General features: G+C 68.1%; 15 protein-coding genes. 9 read left to right on the top strand and 6 right to left on the bottom strand.

The annotated features are described in order from the left end of the window. Window positions 1–5: 5 nt before the first annotated feature. On the top strand, window positions 6–932 hold the full coding sequence (locus RTW82_RS21535; RefSeq protein WP_316926430.1) for an alpha/beta hydrolase: 927 nt from the start codon (window positions 6–8) through the stop codon (window positions 930–932). Beyond that, window positions 932–2023, top strand: a complete 1092-nt coding sequence (gene ribB, locus RTW82_RS21530) for a 3,4-dihydroxy-2-butanone-4-phosphate synthase (RefSeq protein WP_316926429.1) — start codon at window positions 932–934, stop codon at window positions 2021–2023. Before RTW82_RS21535 ends, ribB begins: the two co-directional genes overlap by 1 nt. 525 nt (window positions 2024–2548) lie before the next feature. On the opposite strand, the gene surE is transcribed toward ribB, so the two are convergent. The 4 genes from surE to RTW82_RS21510 all read right to left on the bottom strand — a co-directional run bounded on the left by surE (window position 2549) and on the right by RTW82_RS21510 (window position 8130). Next, on the bottom strand, window positions 2549–3538 hold the full coding sequence (gene surE, locus RTW82_RS21525) for a 5'/3'-nucleotidase SurE (RefSeq protein WP_316926428.1): 990 nt from the start codon (window positions 3536–3538) through the stop codon (window positions 2549–2551). A 126-nt stretch (window positions 3539–3664) separates the two neighbouring features. Continuing rightward, on the bottom strand, window positions 3665–5041 hold the full coding sequence (locus tag RTW82_RS21520) for a DUF1329 domain-containing protein (protein ID WP_316926427.1): 1377 nt from the start codon (window positions 5039–5041) through the stop codon (window positions 3665–3667). Window positions 5042–5104: 63 nt separating this feature from the next. Beyond that, entirely contained in the window at window positions 5105–6472 is a 1368-nt protein-coding gene (locus RTW82_RS21515) for a DUF1329 domain-containing protein (protein WP_316926426.1), read from the bottom strand. Window positions 6473–6492: 20 nt separating this feature from the next. Then, entirely contained in the window at window positions 6493–8130 is a 1638-nt protein-coding gene (locus RTW82_RS21510; protein WP_316926425.1) for a DUF1302 domain-containing protein, read from the bottom strand. A gap of 221 nt (window positions 8131–8351) precedes the next feature. Here RTW82_RS21510 and RTW82_RS21505 point away from each other — a divergent pair, with 221 nt between their 5' ends. Both RTW82_RS21505 and RTW82_RS21500 read left to right on the top strand, forming a co-directional pair. Beyond that, window positions 8352–10115, top strand: coding sequence for an FAD-dependent oxidoreductase (locus RTW82_RS21505; RefSeq protein WP_316926424.1), 1764 nt, complete (start codon window positions 8352–8354; stop codon window positions 10113–10115). Window positions 10116–10188: 73 nt separating this feature from the next. Continuing rightward, window positions 10189–11061: an SDR family NAD(P)-dependent oxidoreductase gene (locus tag RTW82_RS21500; RefSeq protein WP_316926423.1), complete on the top strand. Its 873-nt coding sequence runs from the start codon at window positions 10189–10191 to the stop codon at window positions 11059–11061. Between the two features lie 514 nt (window positions 11062–11575). Here the strand turns inward: RTW82_RS21500 and RTW82_RS21495 are convergent. Beyond that, window positions 11576–12709 carry an LLM class flavin-dependent oxidoreductase gene (locus RTW82_RS21495; RefSeq protein WP_316926422.1) on the bottom strand — a complete coding sequence of 378 codons (1134 nt, stop codon included), beginning with the start codon at window positions 12707–12709 and terminating at the stop codon, window positions 11576–11578. A 455-nt stretch (window positions 12710–13164) separates the two neighbouring features. Then, a complete protein-coding gene (locus tag RTW82_RS21490) occupies window positions 13165–14349 on the bottom strand; it encodes a flavin-dependent monooxygenase (protein ID WP_316926421.1) in 1185 nt (394 codons plus the stop codon). A gap of 490 nt (window positions 14350–14839) precedes the next feature. On the opposite strand from RTW82_RS21490, the gene RTW82_RS21485 reads away from it, so the two are divergent. From RTW82_RS21485 to RTW82_RS21465, 5 genes are all read left to right on the top strand, one after another. Then, a complete protein-coding gene (locus tag RTW82_RS21485) occupies window positions 14840–15346 on the top strand; it encodes a flavin reductase family protein (protein ID WP_316926420.1) in 507 nt (168 codons plus the stop codon). Window positions 15347–15353: 7 nt separating this feature from the next. Beyond that, window positions 15354–17030, top strand: coding sequence for an FAD-binding protein (locus RTW82_RS21480; protein WP_316926419.1), 1677 nt, complete (start codon window positions 15354–15356; stop codon window positions 17028–17030). Next, the gene (locus RTW82_RS21475; RefSeq protein ID WP_316926418.1) at window positions 17027–17785 is read left to right on the top strand and encodes a glucose 1-dehydrogenase; all 759 of its coding nucleotides are present in this window, start codon (window positions 17027–17029) and stop codon (window positions 17783–17785) included. The genes RTW82_RS21480 and RTW82_RS21475 overlap by 4 nt, the downstream gene beginning before the upstream one ends. A gap of 12 nt (window positions 17786–17797) precedes the next feature. Beyond that, a complete protein-coding gene (locus tag RTW82_RS21470) occupies window positions 17798–18856 on the top strand; it encodes a ferredoxin--NADP reductase (RefSeq protein WP_316926417.1) in 1059 nt (352 codons plus the stop codon). Between the two features lie 181 nt (window positions 18857–19037). After that, entirely contained in the window at window positions 19038–19811 is a 774-nt protein-coding gene (locus tag RTW82_RS21465; protein ID WP_316926416.1) for an SDR family oxidoreductase, read from the top strand. The last annotated feature ends 52 nt before the right edge of the window (window positions 19812–19863 follow it).

Below are 19863 nucleotides of genomic sequence, written 5' to 3'. Positions count from 1 at the left end.
TCTTCATGTCCCTCGATCCCCAGATCGCCGCCGTGCTCCAGCAGTTCGCCGGCATGCCGCAGCCGGACTACAGCCAGCTCGACCCGCAGCAGTACCGCCAGTTCTGCGACAACCTGATGCCGCCGGTGCCCGGCGAGCGCCTGTTCGAGGTGCGCAACCTCAAGGTCGCCGGCGCCGCCGGGCTGCTGGATGCGCGTCTGTACCGCCCCGAAGACAGCGCCGAACTGCCGCTGCTGGTCTACTTCCACGGCGGCGGTTTCGTCATCGGTAACCTCGACACCCACGATAACCTCTGCCGCAGCCTAGCCCGCCTGTGCGGCGCGGTGGTGGTCTCGGTGGCCTACCGCCTGGCGCCTGAAGCCCGCTTCCCGGCGGCGCCGGAGGACTGCTACAGCGCTACCCGCGACCTGGTGGCCCGCGCCCTGGAGCTGGGCTTCGACGCCAGCCGCCTGGCCCTGGCCGGCGACAGCGCCGGCGCTAACCTGGCCATCGCCGTCGCCCGCCTGGCGCAACTGCGGGCCGGGCCACGCATCGCCTACCAGTGCCTGTTCTACCCCGTCACCGATGCTGCCTGCGACAGCGCCTCCTACAGCGAATTCGCCGAAGGCTACTTCCTCACCCGCGAGCAGATGCGCTGGTTCTGGAGCCAATACCTGCAAGCCCCCGAGCAGGGCGCCGAGCCCCTGGCCTCGCCCCTGCGTGCCGACAGCCTCGCGGGCCTGCCGCCCACCTCCGTGTTCAGCGCCGGGTTCGACCCGCTGCGCGACGAGGGCGAAGCCTTCGCCCGGCGCCTGCAGGAGGCCGGTGTGCAGACCCGGCTGCAGCGCTGCGAAGGCATGATCCACGGCTTCATCAGCATGGCCGCCTTCGTCACCGCCGCCCAGGCGGCGCTGGAGTCCGCCGCCGCCGACCTGCGCCAGGCGCTGAGCTGATGGACAGCCCGCAGCGCCTCATCGAAGCCATGGCCAACGGTCGCATGCTGGTGATCACCGACGACGCCGACGAGGGCGAGGGCTCGCTGGTGATCGCCGCCGGCCACGCCGATGCCGAGGCCATCAACTTCATGGCCCGGGATGCGCGCGGGCTGATCTGCCTGGCGCTCACCGAAGAGCGTTGCCAGGCCCTGGGGCTGGAACTCATGGTGCCGCACTCGCGGGCCCGCCACGGCATGGGCTTCACCCTGTCGATCGAAGCGCGCAGCGGGGTCACCACCGGCATCTCCGCCGCCGATCGCGCACGCACCATCGCCGTGGCGGTGGACCCGGCCAGCGTCGCCGCCGACCTGGTGCAGCCCGGGCACATCTTCCCCCTGCGTGCCCAGCCGGGCGGGGTGATGCAGCGTGCCGGCCACGTCGAGGCGGCCTGCGACCTGGCGCGCCTGGCCGGGCTCATGCCCGCCGCCGTGCTGGTGGGCATCCTCGACGAGCAGGGCGAACCGGCCCGTGGCCAGGCGCTGCGCGACTTCGCCCAGCGCCATGGCCTGCCCCTGGGCAGCGTGGCCGATCTGATCCACCACCGCATCCTCCACGAGGGCACCATCCGCCGCTCGGGCGAGTACCCGTTGCAGACCCGCCACGGCGCGTTCCGCGTGCTCACCTACCTCGACGGCTACCAGGGGCAATTGCACCTGGCGCTGGTGCGCGGCGAGGTGAAGCGCGACACGCCCACCCTGGTGCGGGTGCAGGCGGCGGAAACCCTGCGCGACCTGCTGGACAGCCATCCTGGCCAGTGGAACCTCGACCGCTCCCTGGCGCGGGTGGCCGAGGAGGGCGCCGGCGTGGTGGTGCTGCTGGCCCAGCAGGAAGCCCCGGAGGCGGTGATCGAGCAGTTGCAGCAAGGCACGCAAAAGCCCCGGCCGCCGAGTTTTCCCCAGCGCACCCTGGGCATCGGCGCGCAGATCCTGCGCGACGTTGGCGTGCGCCGCATGCGCCTGCTGAGCTTCCCGGTCAGCTACAAGGCGGTTTCCGGCTTCGAGCTGGAGGTCGCCGAGTTCATTCCCTTCAGCGCAGCGGAGCCGGAGTAAAAATCCACGTTCTTAGAACGTGGCTTTGCTTTTGGCCCCCTAGAAGGGGCGCAATCAGACCTCGGAGAACGCAGCCGCCGCTCACTTCGGACGTAGGGTGCTGCGCGCACCTCGGACTCGCCGGAAGCACCGTGCTGGCGGTGATGGGTTTCGCTGCGCTCTACACCATCCTACGGTTCGTGCTTGCAGGTGGCAGTTGCGTTTGGCCCAGCTCCGGGGTTGACCGGGATGTAGGGTGGATGACGCTCTTTTCATCCACCAAGCGATGTCGCCGGAAAGCACATTGCATTGGTTCGAGGATGGGGCCCAACGTGCCCTCGCTCGGCCTCGCACCGTTGGGCTTCGTTCCTCAACCCACCCTACAAAAATCAAACCGCGCGCAGGGTGGACCCCGCTCCACCGGTCCACCAGCGGAGTGCCATGTCGCGCCGGGTTTCACCCGACCTACACAGCCGATCGTGAATTCGCCTGCCCAACAAAAAGCCCCCAATGCGGGGGCTTTCTGTCACGCGTTCATCGTATCGATCAGGGCTTCACGCCCAGGAGCATCAGCTTGGTTTGCACCTGCACCAAGGGTGCGGCGGTGTAGTTGCCGTCGATGGGGGTGATCACCGCCTTGCCGAGGGACAGCTGCCAGGCGTCGCCCTGCTTCTGTTCGGCGGTGGGGGCGGGCGGGGCGACCAGGTTGACCCGCACCACGCCGTCCGGCCCTTGCTGCGGGGCGAACACCACGTTGCCCCAATCGCTGATGGGGGCGAAGGCCACGCCCGTCACCTGGCCGGCTTCCAGGGCCGGGTAGTTGATGTTCAACCCGGTGTTGCCCGGCAGGCCGATGACGTTGGTGTCGCAATAGGCCTTGGCCTTGCCGTGGCTCTTCTCGCACACGCGGCGGGCTTCGGCGCCGATGGCGGCGGCGCGGCCGATCACCCGGGTGGCGAAGCGCGCGGTGTCGTCCATGGCGTCGAGGGTCTTCTTGTAGCCGGCCTGCGGGTCCTGGGCGATCAGCTTGAGGTCGATGGCGGTGGACACGGCCACCGCCGGTACGCCCTTGTACATGGCGCGTACGGCGGCGTTGACGGTGCCGGACATCTGCGTCAGCGGGCCGACGTTGTCGCCGAAGTTGGTGCCGGAGACCACCAGGTCCGGGCGGTTGTCCTTGAGTAGCAGGTCGAGGCCGACGTTCACCGCGTCCACCGGGGTGCCGATGGCTGAGGTCTTGCCGGCTGGCGGCACGTAGCCGGCAGGGGCGCCGACGCAGTACTTGCCCTGGGCCAGCTGGGTGATGGCCACGGCCTGGCCGGGTACCACGATGCTGGCGGCGCCGATGCCGCTGCTGTCGTTCTGCGGGCCGACCAGGGTCACCTGGTGGCCGGCGGCGATCAGCGCCTGGTACACGGCCTCGATGCCGGGGGCGCGGCAGCCGTCGTCGTTGGTCAGGAGAATATTCAAGGCATTGGCCTGCAGGGACAGGCCGAGAACCGCCAGGCCGATGCTGGCGCGGAGCAGTGTTGTCATTGTTATTTCCTCGTTGGATGGGCTCGGTAAAAAGCTGACCTTAAAGTCCATTTGTTACAGGTCTTCGAGGTGCGACTGCGGCGGCAGAGGGCGCCTGTGCGGCGCCCGCTGACGTCATGCCCGGGTTCAGCGGCCCTGCTTGCGCAGGCTGGCCACGGTGAAATTGCTGGCGTCGAAGTCGCTGTCGTTGAGCTTCGGCGCGTTCTGGTCGTTGATCAGGCGGTCGGCCAGGTAGGAGCCGGCTATCAGGTCGTGGTAGACCGCCACGCGGGCATGGAAGGCCTGCAGCTCATAGGCGTAGATCGAGGCCTGCATGTTGGTGCGCCACAGCTGCCCCTTGCCGTCGTAGTTGTCGGCCAGGGCGGCGGCCCAGGTGTCCTCGTCCAGGTACATTACGCGCTTGCCGTAGATATGGCGCTTGCCCGGCTTGAGGGTGGCTTCCAGCACCCACACGCGGTGCTTCTCGTAGCGCATGTACTCGGGGTTGATGTGGCCGCTGGTGGCCAGCAGCTGGTCGAGCTTCACCGCCGGGTCGTCGAGGCGGTAGTTGTTGTAGGGGATGTACAGCTCCTTCTTGCCCACCAGCTTCCAGTCGTAGCGATCCGGCGCGCCGTTGAACAGGCGGTCCTCGTCCATCACGCGGAAGCCGCCGGCGCCGTAGGGCGTGTCATAGGCCACGGTGGGTGCGCGGCGCACGCGGCGGTTGCCGGGCAGGTACTGCCAGCTCTGCCGGGGCTGGGCCAGGGGGTCGCTGTACTCGTTGCCGAGGAAGATCTCGCCCTTCTTCCGGCTCGGTTCCAGGGTGGTGATCATGAAGTGCGCCTGGGTGCCGTCGAAGCTCGCGGCGTTGCCGCTGGGGTCGGTCCAGGGCGAGAGGATCTTGTAGTTCACCAGCTCGAACTGGCGGCTGCCGTTGGCCAGGGTCAGGGCCATCTTGTAGTTGGCGTCTTCCTTCCAGGCCACGGTGTGCAGGTTGTGGTTCCACATCAGTTCAAAGCCGTTCTTCGGGATCGGGAAGGGCGGGCCGCCATAGGCCTTGGTCACGCCGTTGCCGTCATTCACCAGTTCGGCATCGAGGGCGTTCTGCCTGATCGCGTCCTCCACCCACTGGGCGTAGCGGAAGTCCCGGTGGCTGGGGTAGACCGGCATGCGGAAGCTCTGTGGATAACGCTTGAACAGCGCCTTCTGGCCATCGGAAAGCTGGTCGGCGTACTGCGCCATGTTCTCGGCGGTGATGGTGAACAGCGGCTGCTCGCCGGCGTAAGGGTCGGGGTGCTTGGTGCCGCTGCCGGCGAACTGCACGTGGGGCGGCGCGCCGCGCCACTTGCCGCTCCAGGCGGGGAGGCTGCCGTCGGCGTTGCCGGCCTTCTCGGCGCCGGTGGGGGTCAGGTCCTGGCCCAGGCGGGCCGCTTCCTCGGGGCTGAGCCCGGCCAGTGCCGGAGCGCTGGCGAGGCTGGTGGCGAGCAGGGCGCCCAGTACGGGCGAAAGGAATCTCAGGGTCATCTCGTGGCCTCCATGGGTGTTGCGGGAAATCCCCGCCCCGGTTGGGGCGGGGTGGCGACGGGGCTATTTGCCCAGCTTGCGCAGGCTGGCTGCGGTGAAGTAGCTGGCGTCGAAGCTGGCGTCGTTGAGCCGGGCCGGGGCCAGGCCATTGACCAGGCGGTCGGCCATGTAGGAGCCGGCGAGCAGGTCGTGGTAGATGGCGACGCGGGCGTGGAAGGCTTCCACCTCGTAGGCGTAGACCGAGGTCTGGGTGTTGGTCCGCCAGAGCTGGCCCTTGCCGTCATAGTTGTCGCCGAGGGCGGCGTTCCAGCTGTCCTCGTCGAGGTAGAAGCGGCGCTTGCCGTAGATGTGGCGCTTGCCTGCCTTGAGGTTGGCCTCCAGCACCCATACGCGGTGCAGCTCGAAGCGCACGTGGTCGGGGTTGAGGTGGCCGCTGCCGGCGGTCAGCTCGCTGGCGGGCAGGTCCGGGTCATCCAGGGCGTAGTTGTTGTAGGGGATGACCATCTCCTGCTTGCCCACCAGCTTCCAGTCGTAGCGGTCGGGGGCGCCGTTGAACAGGCGGTCCTCGTCCATCACGCGGAAGCCGCCGGCGCCGTAAGGCGTGTCGTAGCCGATGGTGGGCGCGCGGCGCACGCGACGGTTGCCGGGCAGGTACTGCCAGGCCTGGCGCGGCTTGGCCACCGGGTCGCTGAAGTCGCAGCTGAGGATGATCTCGCCCTTCTTCCGGGCCGGCTCCTGGGTGCTGATCATGGCGCAGGCCTGGGTGCCCTCGAAGGTCGCCGCCGAACCCTTGGGGTCGTCCCACTGGGAGAGGATCTGGTAGCCGACCTTCTCCTCCACCCGGTTTCCGTTGCCCAGCACCAGGGCCATCTTGTAGGTCGCTTCCTCCTTCCAGGCGCGGGCCGGCAGGTTCTGGTTCCACATCAGCTCGAAGCCGTTCTTCGGGATGGGGAAGGGCGAGCCGCCGAAGGCGTTGGCCACGCCGTAGCCGTCGTGCACCAGCTCGGCGTCGAGGGCGTTCTGCTTGATGTTGGCTTCCACCACGGGGGAGTAGCGGAAGTCGCGGTGGCTGGGGTAGACGTGAATCCGGTAGGTCGCCGGGTAGCGCTTGAGCAGTGCCACCTGGCCGTCGGAGAGCTTGTCCCTGTAGTGCTCCAGGTTGGCCGCGGTGATGGTGAACAGCGGTTGCTCGCCGGCGTAGGGATCGGGGCGCTTGTGGCCGGTGCCGTCGAACTTCACGTGGGGCGGCGCGCCGAGCCACTTGCCGCTCCATTCGGGAATGCTGCCATCCGCGTTGCCGGCCTTCTCGGCGCCCATGGGCGTCAGGTCACGGCCCAGGCGCGCGGCTTCCTCGGGGCCCACCCCGGCCAGCACCGATGTGCTGGCGAGGGCGAGGGCGACGAGCAGCGGTGCGTTGTTGTAAGCGTGCATCTCGACTCTCCTGCTGCGGCTCAGAAGCTGTACTTGGCGCTGAGGCCGAAGTTGTCGCGGTCGGCCAGCGGGGTGTCGCCGGCGTCGCCCAGGAAGGCGTTGTAGCGGGCCTCGATGGTGAAGTTGTTGAGGTAACGCCAGGTGGTGCCGATGCCCAGGCGGTCATCGCCTTCGCCCATGCCGAAGCTGCCGGCCAGCGACGAATCGCCGCCCAGGGACTGGCTGTAGATCAGCGGGATGGTCAGGTCCCAACCCTCGAAGAGGTTCAGGTACTCCAGCGACAGGTTGAGGGTGTAGCCCCAGGCGCTCTTGTCGTTGTAAAGCTTGTCGGTGTTGTTGGTGGTCAGCGGGAAGGCACCACCGAGGCCGTCCGGGACGAAGACGTTGAAGCTCGGCGCCTTGTCGTTGTCGAGCACCTCGTTGTAGCCCAGCTCGCCGGTCAGGGTGGTGTTGTCGGCGATGGGCAGGTTGCCGAAGGCGTGGATGAACGACACCTGCGCCTGCATGGTCTTCGCCCGCACCGCGTGCGGGGTCAGCCCGGTGTCCACCAGCACCGGCTGGCCGTCGCGGTAGCTCACCTCGCCGCTGACGTTGGTTTCGCCCACCACCGTGGAGAAGCTCGCGCCGTACAGGTCGATGTCGTCGAAGTAGCGCACCTGGTACTCGCCGCTGTTCCAGTGGCTGAGGAAGTCCAGGGTCGGCGCCTTGTCGTGGAAGCGGATGTAGTACAGGCCGAACTCGGTGTTGTTCAGCGACTCCGCCACGTAGGTCATGGCCACGCCGTACTGGCCGCTGTCGCCGGGCTTGTCGTCGTGCAGGCGGCGGGTCAGGCCGAAGGCATCGGTGAAGCCGCCTTCGTCCATCTGGTCGGTGACCGAGAAGAAGCTGCCCACGCCATCGATCTCGGTCTTGGCCCACTCATACTGGTAGTAGGCCTGCAGGCCGAGGTTGTCGGTGAGGCTGATCTGGCCGAACACCTGGCCCACCGGCAGGAAGATCTCCTTGATCTCCACCCCCGGGGTGTTGGCCTTGGTGCCGTCGGCCGGGGCCATGGCCGAGGAAATGCCGTTGCTGATGAACAGGCTCTCGCCCCAGCTCACCACCTGGTCACCCACGCGCAGGTTGAGGTCGTGGCCGCCCATGTCCCAGGCGCCGTAGAGGTAGTTGTCCAGCAGGCGGATGTCGCGGCCGTGCTGGTCGACGGTGTCGTCGGAGAAGCGGTTGGGCTTGGAGCACTGGCCGCCGGCGAAGCAGTTGGAGGTGCCGGTGCCGTTGTCGTTGCTGCGGTTGTAGACGTCGTCGTAGAAGCCGCTGGCGCGGATGAACAGGCCGAAGTCGTCACGCCAGTTGAAGTTGGCCTCGGTGAGGAAGCTGGCGCGGTTGGCAATCAGGCTGCCCCGGTCGAAGGCGTTGTTGCCGTCGTCGATGTTGGCGATGCCGGCATTGGGAAAGCCGTTGGACAGCGCATGGTCGCGGGACTCGGTGCGCCAGGCCATGGCGTAGGTCAGGGTGGTGTCCCAGGAAATCTTCAGGTCATCGCTGGGCTGGAAGGCCAGCGCCTGGCTCTGCCCGGCATGGCCCAGCGCAAGGCCCAGGCCGGCCACGCGGATGGCCAGGTGAAGCGGTGCAAGGGGTCGGCATTTTCTTGTTCTTATCATGTCGTCGCTCTCGGCGTGTCTGGGCACGGCTCGGTCCGCCAGGCCCAAGGTTGAGTTGGTGTGGCGGGCTGACTATGTGGTCACCGTTGGCGCCCAACATCGTCCGAAGGGACTACGCGATGCGGGTGTGGCGGCTTAGTCCCAACGGACGATGTTGGGGGCTGGAGCGCTGCCGAGAATCCGTCGGGACCGCGTATCCATAACAACAAGGGAGCGACCCGATGAACGCGAACCGACCGCAATGGGATGAAAGCTGCGACGTACTGGTGGTGGGCTCCGGAGCAGGCGCCATGACCGCCGCCCTGCGTGCCCACGACCTCGGTTCCAGGGTGCTGGTGATCGAGAAGAGCGATCGCTACGGCGGCACCTCGGCGGTCTCCGGCGGCGGCATCTGGGTGCCCTGCAACCACCGCATCGCCGCCCTCGGTGGCGAGGATTCGGCCGCCGAAGCCATCGCCTACATCCGCGCCGTGACCCAGGGCCAGATCGACGACGGGCGCATCGAGGCCTATGTCGAGCAGGGCCATCAGGTGGTGCGCTACCTCGAAGAGAATTCCCACGTGCGTTTCGAGGCCCAGCCGCGCTACGCCGACTATTACCCGGAGGTACCCGGCGGCAAGCCGGGCTACCGCTCCATGGACCCGCTGCCCTTCGACGCGCGCCTGCTGGGTGACGAGTTCGCCCGCATGCGCGAGCCGTCCCCCGGCACCCTGATGATGGGCCGCGTGGCCATGACCATGAAGGAGGCCCAGGTGCTGCTCTGCCGTGGCCCCGGCTGGCTGGGCCTGACCCTGCGCATCCTCTGGCGCTACTGGCGCGACCTGCCCGGGCGCCTGCGTTCCAAACGCGACCGCTTCCTCACCCTGGGCAACGCCCTGGTTGCCGCCCTGCGCTGCTCGCTGCTGGAGCGCCAGGTGCCGGTCTGGCTGGAGTGCCGCCTGGAGCGGCTGGTGGAGGAGGGCGGCCGGGTCACCGGTGCCGAGGTCATCCGCAATGGCCAGCGCCTGCTGATCGAGGCTCGCCGTGGCGTGGTGCTCGGCGCCGGTGGCTTCGAACGCAACCAGGCCATGCGCAGCCAGTACCACCCGCAGCCGTCGCAAAGCACCTGGAGCGCCACGCCGCCCTACAACACTGGCGATGCCATCCGCGCCGGCCAGGCCCTGGGCGCCGCCACCGCGCTGATGGGGCACAGCTGGTGGGCGCCGACCACCCAGGTGCAGGGCGAGGAAAAACAGCGCGCGCTGTTCGTCGAGCGCACCCTGCCGGGCTGCATCCTGGTGGACTCGGCGGGCCAGCGTTTCGTCAACGAAGCCGCGCCCTACACCGACATCGTCTACGCCATGTACGAGCACGACAGCGAGGCCGCCACCAGCGTGCCCTGCTGGCTGATCTTCGACGCCGAGTTCCGCCGCAAATACCCCTGCGGTGCCTTGCTGCCGGGCTACGCCATGCCCGACCAGCGCCTGCCCAAGCACCTGCTGGGCTACTTCCACAAGGCCGACAGCTTCGGCGAACTGGCCCGGCAGATCGGCGTCGACGCCGGCGGCCTGCTGCGCACCGTCGAGCGCTTCAACCCCATGGCGGTGGCGGGCAAGGATGAGGACTTCCACAAGGGCGAATCGCTGTTCGACCGCTACTACGGCGACCCCAGCGTGCAGCCCAACCCCTGCCTGGCGCCGATGCTGAAGCCGCCGTTCTACGCGGTGAAGGTGGACGCCGGCGACATCGGCACCAAGGGCGGTCTGCTCACCGACCCGCACGCCCGGGTGCTGCGTGAAGATCGCACGCCCATCGCCGGGCTCTACGCCATCGGCAACAGCGCCGCCTCGATGATGGGCCGCACCTACCCCGGCGCCGGCTCCACTATCGGCCCGGCCATGGTCTTCGGCTTCCTCGCGGCCAGCCATATCCACCAGCAGGAGCGGGACCCTGTAGGGGCGACTTCAGTCGCCAAGCAGGCCGCAGGCCTGCCGAGTGCCACCTAGGGGGTCGCTTCGCTGCCCTTGGCGAATGAATTCGCCCCTACACATGAGCAACCCATAACGAGGAGTTCTCACGATGAACACCCCCCAAATCGCCCTGGTCACCGGCGCCAGCCGTGGCGTCGGCAAGGGCATCGCCATCGCCCTTGGCGCGGCGGGCATGACCGTCTACCTCAGCGGCCGCTCCGCCACCGAAAGCGCCAGCCACCTGCGCGGCCAGCTGCTGCCCGGCAGCCTGGCCGAAACCGCCGAAGCGGTGAACCGCGCGGGCGGGCAGGGCATTCCCGTGCCCTGCGACCACCGCGACGACGCACAGGTGCGCGCACTCTTCGCCCGCATCGAGCGCGAGCAGGGCCGGCTCGATCTGCTGGTGAACAACGCTGCGTTGCTCCACGAAAACCTCATCGACCCCGGCCCCTTCTGGGAGAAGCCCCTGGAGCTGCTGGACATCCTCGACGTCGGCCTGCGCTCGGCCTATGTCGCCAGCTACCACGCGGCGCCGCTGCTGCTGAAGAACGGCCGGGGCCTGATCGCCTTCGTCTCCTCCTACGGCGCCGGCTGCTACATGCACGGCCCGGCCTATGGCGCGCAGAAGGCCGGTGTGGACAAGTTCGCCGCCGACATGGCGGTGGATTTCGAAGGCACCGGCGTCGCCGCCGTCTCCCTGTGGCTCGGCCCCCAGCGCACCGAACGCACCGCCATCGCCGGCGCCGCCCGTGCCGATCAGTACGAAGCCTTCCTCGCCGTGGCGGAAACCCCGGAGTTCAACGGCCGGGTCATCCACGCGCTGCTGCAGGACCCGCAACTGCAAACGCTCTCCGGCCAGACCCTGGTCACCGCCGAGCTGGCCCAGGGCTACGGCATCAGCGAAGCCGAAGGCCGCCAGCCACCGTCCTACCGCGAGATGCTCGGCGAGCCGCGCATGCAGCACCCGGCGCGGGTGATCTGAGGTTATCCACAACCGCCCGGCGTCGCTCTGGCGGGTCTTTCGCTTCTCTGTGACGCCCCTTCGCGAATGAATTCGCTCCTACACACCCTGCTGATCCAATGCACGAACATGACCGCCGCGTAGGGTGGGCTTCAGCCCACCAAAAGGCCATGCACACGACGAACCCTGGTGGGTCGCAAAAGGGCAGGGGCAGACCTTGGATTTCCCCGGCCATCAGCAGGGCCCAAAAAACCGACAGGCACCGGGCGGATCGAAGAGCGGTGGGCTGAAGCCACCCTACGCCGTTGCTGATCCAGCCCACGGACATGACCGCTGCGTAGGGTGGAGGTCGTTCTTTACCTCCACCAGGCGGAGTCGAGCCTGGAACTCTGTAGCGCTGTTGTGCACGCACTATCCGGCGTTTGTAGGGTGGGCTTCAGCCCACCAGATCCCAAGCACGTCGCCGCCATCTCGCGAATCATCGCCCAATAAAAAACGGGCCTCATGGAGGCCCGTCCGTTCATACCGCCAGGACTCAGCCCTTGTTGGCCTGCTTGCGGAAGTACGGGATCACATGCTCGCCGATGTTCTTCAGCGTTTCGATCTGCGCCCATTGCGGCACGGTGCCCATCTGGCAGATGAAGAGGATCTCGTCGGCGCCGGCGTCGATCAGGCGCTGCACGTAGCCGATGCAGTCCTGCACGGTGCCGTAGGCGTGGTTGGGGTTCATCATCGCCATGGTCGGGTCGGAGAAGTCCACGGTGACTTCCTCCGAGGCGAAGCGCGACTTGATCACCGCCTGGCCGCTGCCGTCGACGAAGGTGTCGTCCTTCCACTTCTCCGGGTCCGGGCGCTCGCCACCGGCGTACCAGTAGGCCAGGGATTCCATGAAGTAGCGCTGGCCACGGATGCCGATGGCGCGGGCCTTCTCGTTGTCATCCAGGACGATGGCCGGGCACAGCGCGGCGATATGGCGGTTGGGGCGGAAGCCCACCTGTTGCTTCTCGTCGCGGTTGTCCCAGGCCTCGTGGTACACGGCCACCTTCTTGGCGATCTCCTCCGGGCCGCCGAAGCCCAGCACCAGGGCGCCCATGCCACGGCCGCCGGCGTTCTTCAGCGACTCGGTGTTGGTGCAGGCCAGGTACATCGGCGGGTGCGGGTCCTGGTAGGGCTTGGGGTGGATGGGGCGGCGGGGGATCTTCACGAAGTCGCCGTTATGTTCGATCTCGTCCTGCACGAACATCTTCGGGATCAGGTACATGGCTTCGTCGATCTGCGGCTGCAGGGTCGTCAGGTCGTAGCCGAAGGTGCCGGCCTCCTGCTGGGTGCCGCCCTTGCCCACGCCAAAATGCACGCGGCCCTTGGACAGCAGGTCGAGGGTGGCGATGCGTTCGGCCACCTTCACCGGGTGGTTCATCGCCGGCGGCAGGCACACCACGCCGTGGCCGATGCCGATGCGCTCGGTCTTGCCGGCGACGAAGGCGAGCATGGTCTCCGGGGCGGACATGTGCGAGTAGTTGGTCAGCGCGGTGTGTTCCACGCACCAGAAGGTGTCGAAGCCGAGCTTATCGGCGAGCACGGCCTGCTCGACGGTTTCGTCGAAGATGCGACGGTCGCCCTCGCGGCTGGCGTCGATCGTCTGTGCCTCGTAGATCAGGGAAAATTTCATGCGCTTTGGCCCTTGTCGTTCTTGGTCTGGTCGGCCCGGAACATCGGGCCTTGGGCCCATGGTGTGGCAAGCAAAACGGGGCTGAATCCCCCAAACAGACTAATCCCCGCAGGTCTCCCGAACGGCACGACGCCCGCGCGGGGTGGGCGTCGTGGCAGGTTTTTTGGGGCGGGCGCGGGTGCTCGTCGGGCACGCCGACGGTGGATGAAAAGAGCGCCATCCACCCTACGCAGGGCCTGACCCTTGCGTCGGCTGGACATTGCTTTCATGTCCACCAAGCGGTGCCGAGCCGAACTCTGACGGTGGATGAAAAAAGCGCACTCACCCACGCAGGGCGTGACCCCTTGTGTAGGGTGGACATCGCTTTTCATGTCCACCAAGCGGTGCCGAACCGAACTCCGAGGGTGGATGAAAAGAGCGCCATCCACCCTACGCAGAGCGTGACCTCGTGGGTATCAAAGGAAGAAGTCGCTGCTCTCCAGGCCCATGCCCACCGCGCCGAGGTTGAGGGCGTATTTGCCGGGGCAGTTGGCGACGTGGGCGCGGCCGGTGTGGATGTCGCGGAAGGCGCGGTTGATGCCGTGCTGGCGGAAAATAGTCGAGGCGCCGCTGTTGTACATCAGCGTCTCCACCGCCTGGGCGCACTTGTCCGGAACGATGGCCGAGTCGTAGCGCATCTTCACCCGCTCGGCCATGGTCAGCGGCTCGCCGGCGCGGGCGCGCTGCATCATCAGCTCGAAGTTGCGCAGCAGCACGCTGCGGCATTCATCCACCGTGACCATGGCGTTGGCCAGGGCGCTCTGGGCGCCGGGGTCCTGGACGATCTTGCGGCCGTCGTTGACGCCGATGCGGTTCCTGTTGGCCTCGATGAACAGGTCGATGGCGCCCTGCAGCGCGCCGATGGTGGCGGACGACACCGCACGCACGAAGATCTGCCCGAACGGCAGGCGGAACAGCGGCGCGGCGTTCACCGCGTTGCCCGGGCTGTTCTGCAGGAAGCCGTCGATGGAGCGGTGGGTGCGGTACTCGGGCACGAAGGCGTCCCGCACTTGCACGTCGTGGGAGCCGGTGGCCTCCAGGCCCATCACGTCCCAGTTGTCGAGCACCTGGTAGTCGCTGCGCGGCACCAGGAAGGTGCGGTAGTCCGGCCCGTCGCCTTCCTTCTCCGGCGGCACCATGGCGCCGAGGAAGGCCCACTGGCAGTGCGTGCTGCCGGAGGAAAAGCCCCAGCGGCCGCTGAGGCGGAAGCCGCCGTCTACCCGTGTGACCTTGCCCACCGGCATATAGGACGAGGAGATCAGCACGCTGGAATCCGCGCCCCACACATCCTGCGCCGCGCGGTCATCGAACAGCGCCAGCTGCCAGTTGTGGATGGCGATCACCCCCAGCACCCAGGCCGACGACATGCAGCCCTCGGCGAGGGTCATCTGCACCTCGAAGAAATCACCGGGCTCCAGCTCGTAGCCCTCCCAGCGCGCCGGCTGGAGGATGCGGAAGAACCCCGCCTCGTGGAAATCACGCAGGGTCTCCTCGGGCAGCTGGCCATTCTTCGCGGCCAGCGGCGCGCGCTCGCGCAGCACCGGCACCAGCTCACGGGCACGTTGTTTCAGGCGTTGGCGGATCAGGTCGTGGTCGAGCATTTTTGTTGTTCTCCGGTTAAGGGCTTGCCACCTCTCGCGGGCATTCAAGCAACCGGAAAAACAGCCGGCATCCCTCAAACGGACCATATGCCGGCGCACGCACGCACCGTAGGAGCGAGCTCTGCTCGCGAAGCTTTCCATCACCCCGTAGCCCGGGCTTCAGCCCGGGGACGCCGGCCATTCCACTCCTGGGCTGAAGCCCAGGCTACGCAGCTGGCTTTCCCGTGGGAGCGAATTCATTCGCGATGCTTCGTAGGGTGGGCCGGGCGGCGCTCCGCTTCAGCCCACCGTTCTTCCCGCTCGGCTCTGGATGGAGCCCTGTAGCCCCGCGCCGACCTGGCCCCGCCTGGTGGAGGTAAAAAGCGACCTCCACCCTACGCAGCGGTCATGCCTCTGCCCCTCCTCACCCAACTAGTCCCCTCGGACGATGACCGGCCCCGGGCCCTGGCGAAGAATCGACGGCACCTGAGAACCACAAGAGGGCAGTGCCATGAGCCAGGCCGAACTGAAGGGCGAGATGCTCCAGGCGATGCGTCGCCTGGCCAAGTCCGTGACCATCATCACCACCAGCAACGGCCGCGAGCGGTTCGCCATGTCGGCCACGGCGGTGGACTCGCTCTCCACCGAGCCGCCGTCCCTGCTCATCTGCGTCAACCGCACCGCGTCGCTGCACGCCGTGCTGGAGGCCGGGGCGGATTTCTGCGTGAACATCCTCGGCCTGGAGCAGGAAGAGCTGTCGCACCTGTGCAGCGGCCCGATAAAGGGCGAGGCACGGTTCCAGCGCGGCGACTGGCGCCCCAGCCCCGGCGGCATCCCCTACCTGGGCGACGCCCAGTCGGCGATCCTTTGCCAGCAGGACGGGCGCTTCAGCTACGGCACCCACACGGTGTTCATCGGGCGCATCGTCGAGATCCACAACAGCGCTGAGATCAGCCCGCTGGTCTACCTCGACGGCACCTACACCACCACCGCCTCCTCGCTGGCCGCGGCGAGCTGAGGGCGCCATGACGGCCATGGAGCAGGACCCGCACGCCCCGCTGCGCGTGCATGACGCCGCGCAGCTGGACTGGGACGACAGCGCCGACCTGCTGGTGGTCGGCTTCGGCGGCGCTGGTGTGTGTGCCGCCATCGAGGCCGCCGAGCAGGGGCTGTCGGTGCTGGCGCTGGACCGTTTCGCCGGCGGCGGCGCCACCGCCCGCAGTGGCGGCGTGGTCTATGCCGGCGGTGGCACGCCGCAGCAGGCCGAAGCCGGCGTCGAAGACACACCCGAAGCCATGTACGCCTACCTGCGCGAAGAGGTGGGCGATGCGGTCAGCGCCGAGACCCTGCGCGGGTTCTGCGACGCCAGCCGCGCCAACCTCGCCTGGCTGGAGCGCCAGGGCGCCGCCTTCCAGGGCAGCGTGCCGCCGTTGAAAACCTCCTACCCCAGCGACCAGTACTTCCTCTACTACTCCGGCAACGAGGCGGTGCCCGAATACGCCGCCAAGGCCCGCCCGGCGCCCCGTGGCCACCGCGCCCTGGGCTCGGGCATGTCCGGCATCAACCTGTTCCGCCCCCTGGCCGCCAGCGCGCTGCGCCTGGGCGTGCGCCTGCGCAGCCAGTGCGAAGTGCAGCGCCTGGTGCTGGAGGCGTCCGGCACGGTGATCGGCGTCGAGGCCTGGGAATTGCCCACGGGCAGCCGTGCGGCGAAGCAGCATGCGCGGCTGTCGCGCTGGACCGACGCCCTCCATCCCTACGCGCCGGCCCTGGCCGAACGCTGGCGCCGCCGCCTGCGCACCCTGGAACGCGAGCATGCGCGGCGCCGGCTGGTCCGCGCCGAGCACGGCGTGCTGCTCAGTGCCGGCGGCTTCGTCTTCAACCGCGCCATGCTCGGCGTACATGCGCCGCGCTACCTCGACGGCCTGCCCCTGGGCACCAGCGGCTGCGACGGCAGCGGCATCCGCCTGGGGGCCAGCGTCGGTGGCGAGTTGTCGCGCATGGAGCGGGCCAGCGCCTGGCGCTTCATCAACCCGCCGCTGGCCTGGGCCCGTGGGGTGATCGTCAACGACCAGGGCCTGCGTTACTGCAATGAAGAGGTCTACGGCGCCAAGCTCGGCCACGCCATGGTGGAGGAGCAGGGCGGCCGCGCCGTGCTCATCCTCAACCGCGCGCTGCTGAAGGAAGCCTTCGCCCAGGTCGGCCCCGGCAAGGTGTGGAGCTTCCAGCGCCTGCCGGCGGTGCTCAACATGCTGTTCAACGCCCGCCGTGGCGACACCCTGGCGCAGCTAAGCGAGCGCAGCGGGCTGCCGCTGGGCAACCTGCAGCGCACCCTCGCCGACTACAGCGCCGCGGCCCGTGGCGAGCGCGAGGACGCCCTGGGCAAGTCGCGCGGCTTCCTTGCCGAGCTGGACGCCGGGCCCTGGTACGCCCTGGACCTGTCCTTCGCCAGCAGGCTTTTCCCCTGCCCGGTGATCACCCTCGGCGGCCTCGCCGTGTGCGAGCGCAGCGGCCAGGTGCTCGTTGCCGACGGCCAGCCGGTCGCCGGCCTGTTCGCCGCCGGCCGCAACGCGGTGGGGGTCGCTTCCAATTTCTATGTGTCCGGCCTGTCGCTGGCCGACTGCGTCCATTCCGGGCGTCGGGTCGGCGCCCATGTGGCGGGCCTGGTTCGTGCCGCTCTGGCTTATCAAGGAGAACAACAATGAAACGAGTCGAAGGCAAGGTCTGCATCGTCACCGGCGCCGCCAGTGGCGTCGGTCGCGAAGATGCACTGCTGCTGGCCAGCGAAGGCGCCAGGGTGGTGCTCACCGACCTCAACGAAGAGGCCGGCCGCCAGGTGGCCGCCGAGATCGGGGGCGATGCGCTGTTCATCCGCCAGGACATCGCCAGCGAGGCGGATTGGCAGAACGTCATCAAGCTCACCCTGGAGAAATTCGGCCGCCTCGACGTGCTGGTGAACAACGCCGCCATCCTCGCCGTCGGCAGCGTCGAGGACACCAGCCTGGAGCTGTGGCAGAAGGTGCAGCGCATCAACAGCGACGGCTACTTCCTCGGCTGCAAGTACGCCATCGGTGCGATGAAGGACAGTGGCGGCGGCTCCATCATCAACATGTCCTCGGTGGCGGCCCTGGGCGGCATGCCGGCCTTCTGCGCCTACTCCGCCTCCAAGGGCGCGGTGGCGGCGCTGACCCGCTCCGTGGCGCTGCACTGCAAGCACCAGGGCTACCGCATCCGCTGCAACAGCGTGCACCCAGACGGCATCAACACGCCGATGACCCATGCCCTGACCGGGTTCCAGTCGGTCCCCCAGGAGGAGCTGGACAAGAACCCGCTGAACCGCATGTGCTCGCCCCGGGATATCGCCGCCCTGGTGCTGTTCCTCGCCTCCGACGAGTCGCGCTTCATCAGCGGCAGCGAGCTGCGCATCGACAATGCGCAGACCATCAGCGGCCTGCTCTGAACGGAGATGGCCATGGGCAGCGCGCAGCCACTCGTGATCGAAACCCAGCAGTCCGGCGCCTTCCATCTGGAGGTGGCCGAGGTTATCGCCGAGACCCACGACAGCCGTTCCCTGGTGTTGCGGGTGCCGGCCGAGCTGCAGGAGCGCTTCCGCTACAAGCCGGGGCAGTACCTCGGCTTTCGCGTGGCGCTCGGCGGCAAGCGGCTGACGCGCTGCTATTCCATGTCCAGTTCGCCGGATTGCGACGCCCTGCCCAAGGTCACCATCAAGCGGGTGGACGGCGGGCGGGTGTCCAACTGGTTCAACGACCAGGTGCACCCGGGTGACCGACTGGAAGTGCTGCCGCCCGCCGGGCACTTTCACCTGCGCCCGGGGGAGCACGACCTGGTGCTGTTCGGCGGCGGCTCGGGCATCACCCCGGTGTTCTCCATCCTCAAGTCGGCCCTGCAGACCAGCGCGCGGCGCATCAAGCTGGTGTACGCCAACCGTGACGAGGCCTCGGTGATCTTCCGCGACGAGCTGCGCGCCATCGCCCGCGCCCAGGTCGAACGGCTGGAGGTGGTGCATGTGCTGGACTCGGTGCAGGGCTTCCTCGACGAGGGCCAGGTGCGCCAGCTGGTGCGTGGCCATGCCGGCGCGGAGTTCTACATCTGCGGGCCGGGCCCCTTCATGGACACCGTGGAGCGGACGTTGCTGGGGCTGGGGGAGGACGCCGCGCGCATCCATGTGGAGCGCTTCGTTTCGCCGCCCGACCCGGACGCCAGCGAGCCCCTGCCGGTGCCCGACGGCGCCGCCGTGGAACAGCTGCTGGTGGAGCTGGACGGCCGGCTCACCGAGGTGCCGGTGCAGCCGGGGGACACCCTGCTGCAGAGCTGCCGCGCCGCCGGTCTGGACGTGCCGTTCTCTTGCGAGGAAGGCTTCTGTGGCGCCTGCATGTGCCAGGTGGAGGAGGGCGAGGTGCTGCTCGCCCGCAACGATATCCTCAGCCCCGCCGAACTCGCCGAAGGCTGGACCCTGGCGTGCCAGGGCCGCTCCGGCAGCGCGCGGCTGAAACTGAAGTTCCCGGGGTGACAGCCGGGTGCTACCGCCCTGCGGGGCGGTGTTGAGTCTGTAGTTCTGTGCCAATTTCGCCCGGCTCCGGCCGGGCTTTTTCTTGGCGTGCCGGCTAGTCCCAATGGACGATCAATCCGCCCCGCGCCTTGGGTAGACTCCGCCGAAAGCTCCATTCCAATAACAAACGAGGAGGTTTCCCATGGCACGTCTGTCGAACAAGGTCGCCGTCATCACCGGTGCTGCATCGGGCATCGGCCTGGCCTGCGTCCGCCGCTTCGCCGCCGAGGGCGCGCAGGTGGTCGGGCTGGATATCGGCGAGCCGCGCGCGGATATCGCCGCGAGCCTGGAAGGGATCAGCCCGGCGCCGTTGTTCATGAGCCTGGATGTGCGCGACGAGGCGCGGGTCGAGGAGGTGATGCAGGAGGTGGTCAGCCGCTTCGGCCGCATCGACGCCCTGGTCAACGCCGCCGGCATCGCCAGCCGCGGCAGCATCACCGAGACCAGCACCGAGGAATGGCGCCGGGTGCTGGATATCCACCTTACCGGCAGCATGCTCACCAGCAAGCACGCGCTGCCGGCGATGCTGGCCCAGCGCAGCGGTTCGATCATCAACTTCGGTTCGATCTTCGGGCTCCAGGGTTGCGACGGCAACGCCGCCTACAACACAGCCAAGGGCGGCATCACCCAGCTCACCCGCTCCATGGCCATCGACTACGGCCACGCCAACGTGCGGGTCAACGGCCTGTGCCCGGGGCTGATCGACACGCCCATGACGCAGATGGTCAAGGAGCAGGAAGCCTTCCACGCCTTCTTCGCCTCGCAGCACATGCTCTGCCGTGCCGGGCAGCCGGACGAGGTGGCCGGCGTGGCGCTGTTCCTCGCCTCGGACGACGCCTCCTTCGTCAGCGGGCAGATGATCGCCGTGGACGGCGGCTTCTCCGCCGGCCGCCGCTTCGCACCGCCGCAGGCCTGATCCACCTTCCCCCAACCACGGCCGGGCCCTGTGCCCGGCCGCTGTCCCGTCG

It is taken from the genome of Pseudomonas sp. zfem005 (assembly GCF_032621735.1).
Classification (GTDB): domain Bacteria; phylum Pseudomonadota; class Gammaproteobacteria; order Pseudomonadales; family Pseudomonadaceae; genus Metapseudomonas; species Metapseudomonas solani.
Note: the sequence above shows the minus strand (reverse complement) of the source record. Positions and strands in the feature narration are given on the sequence as shown.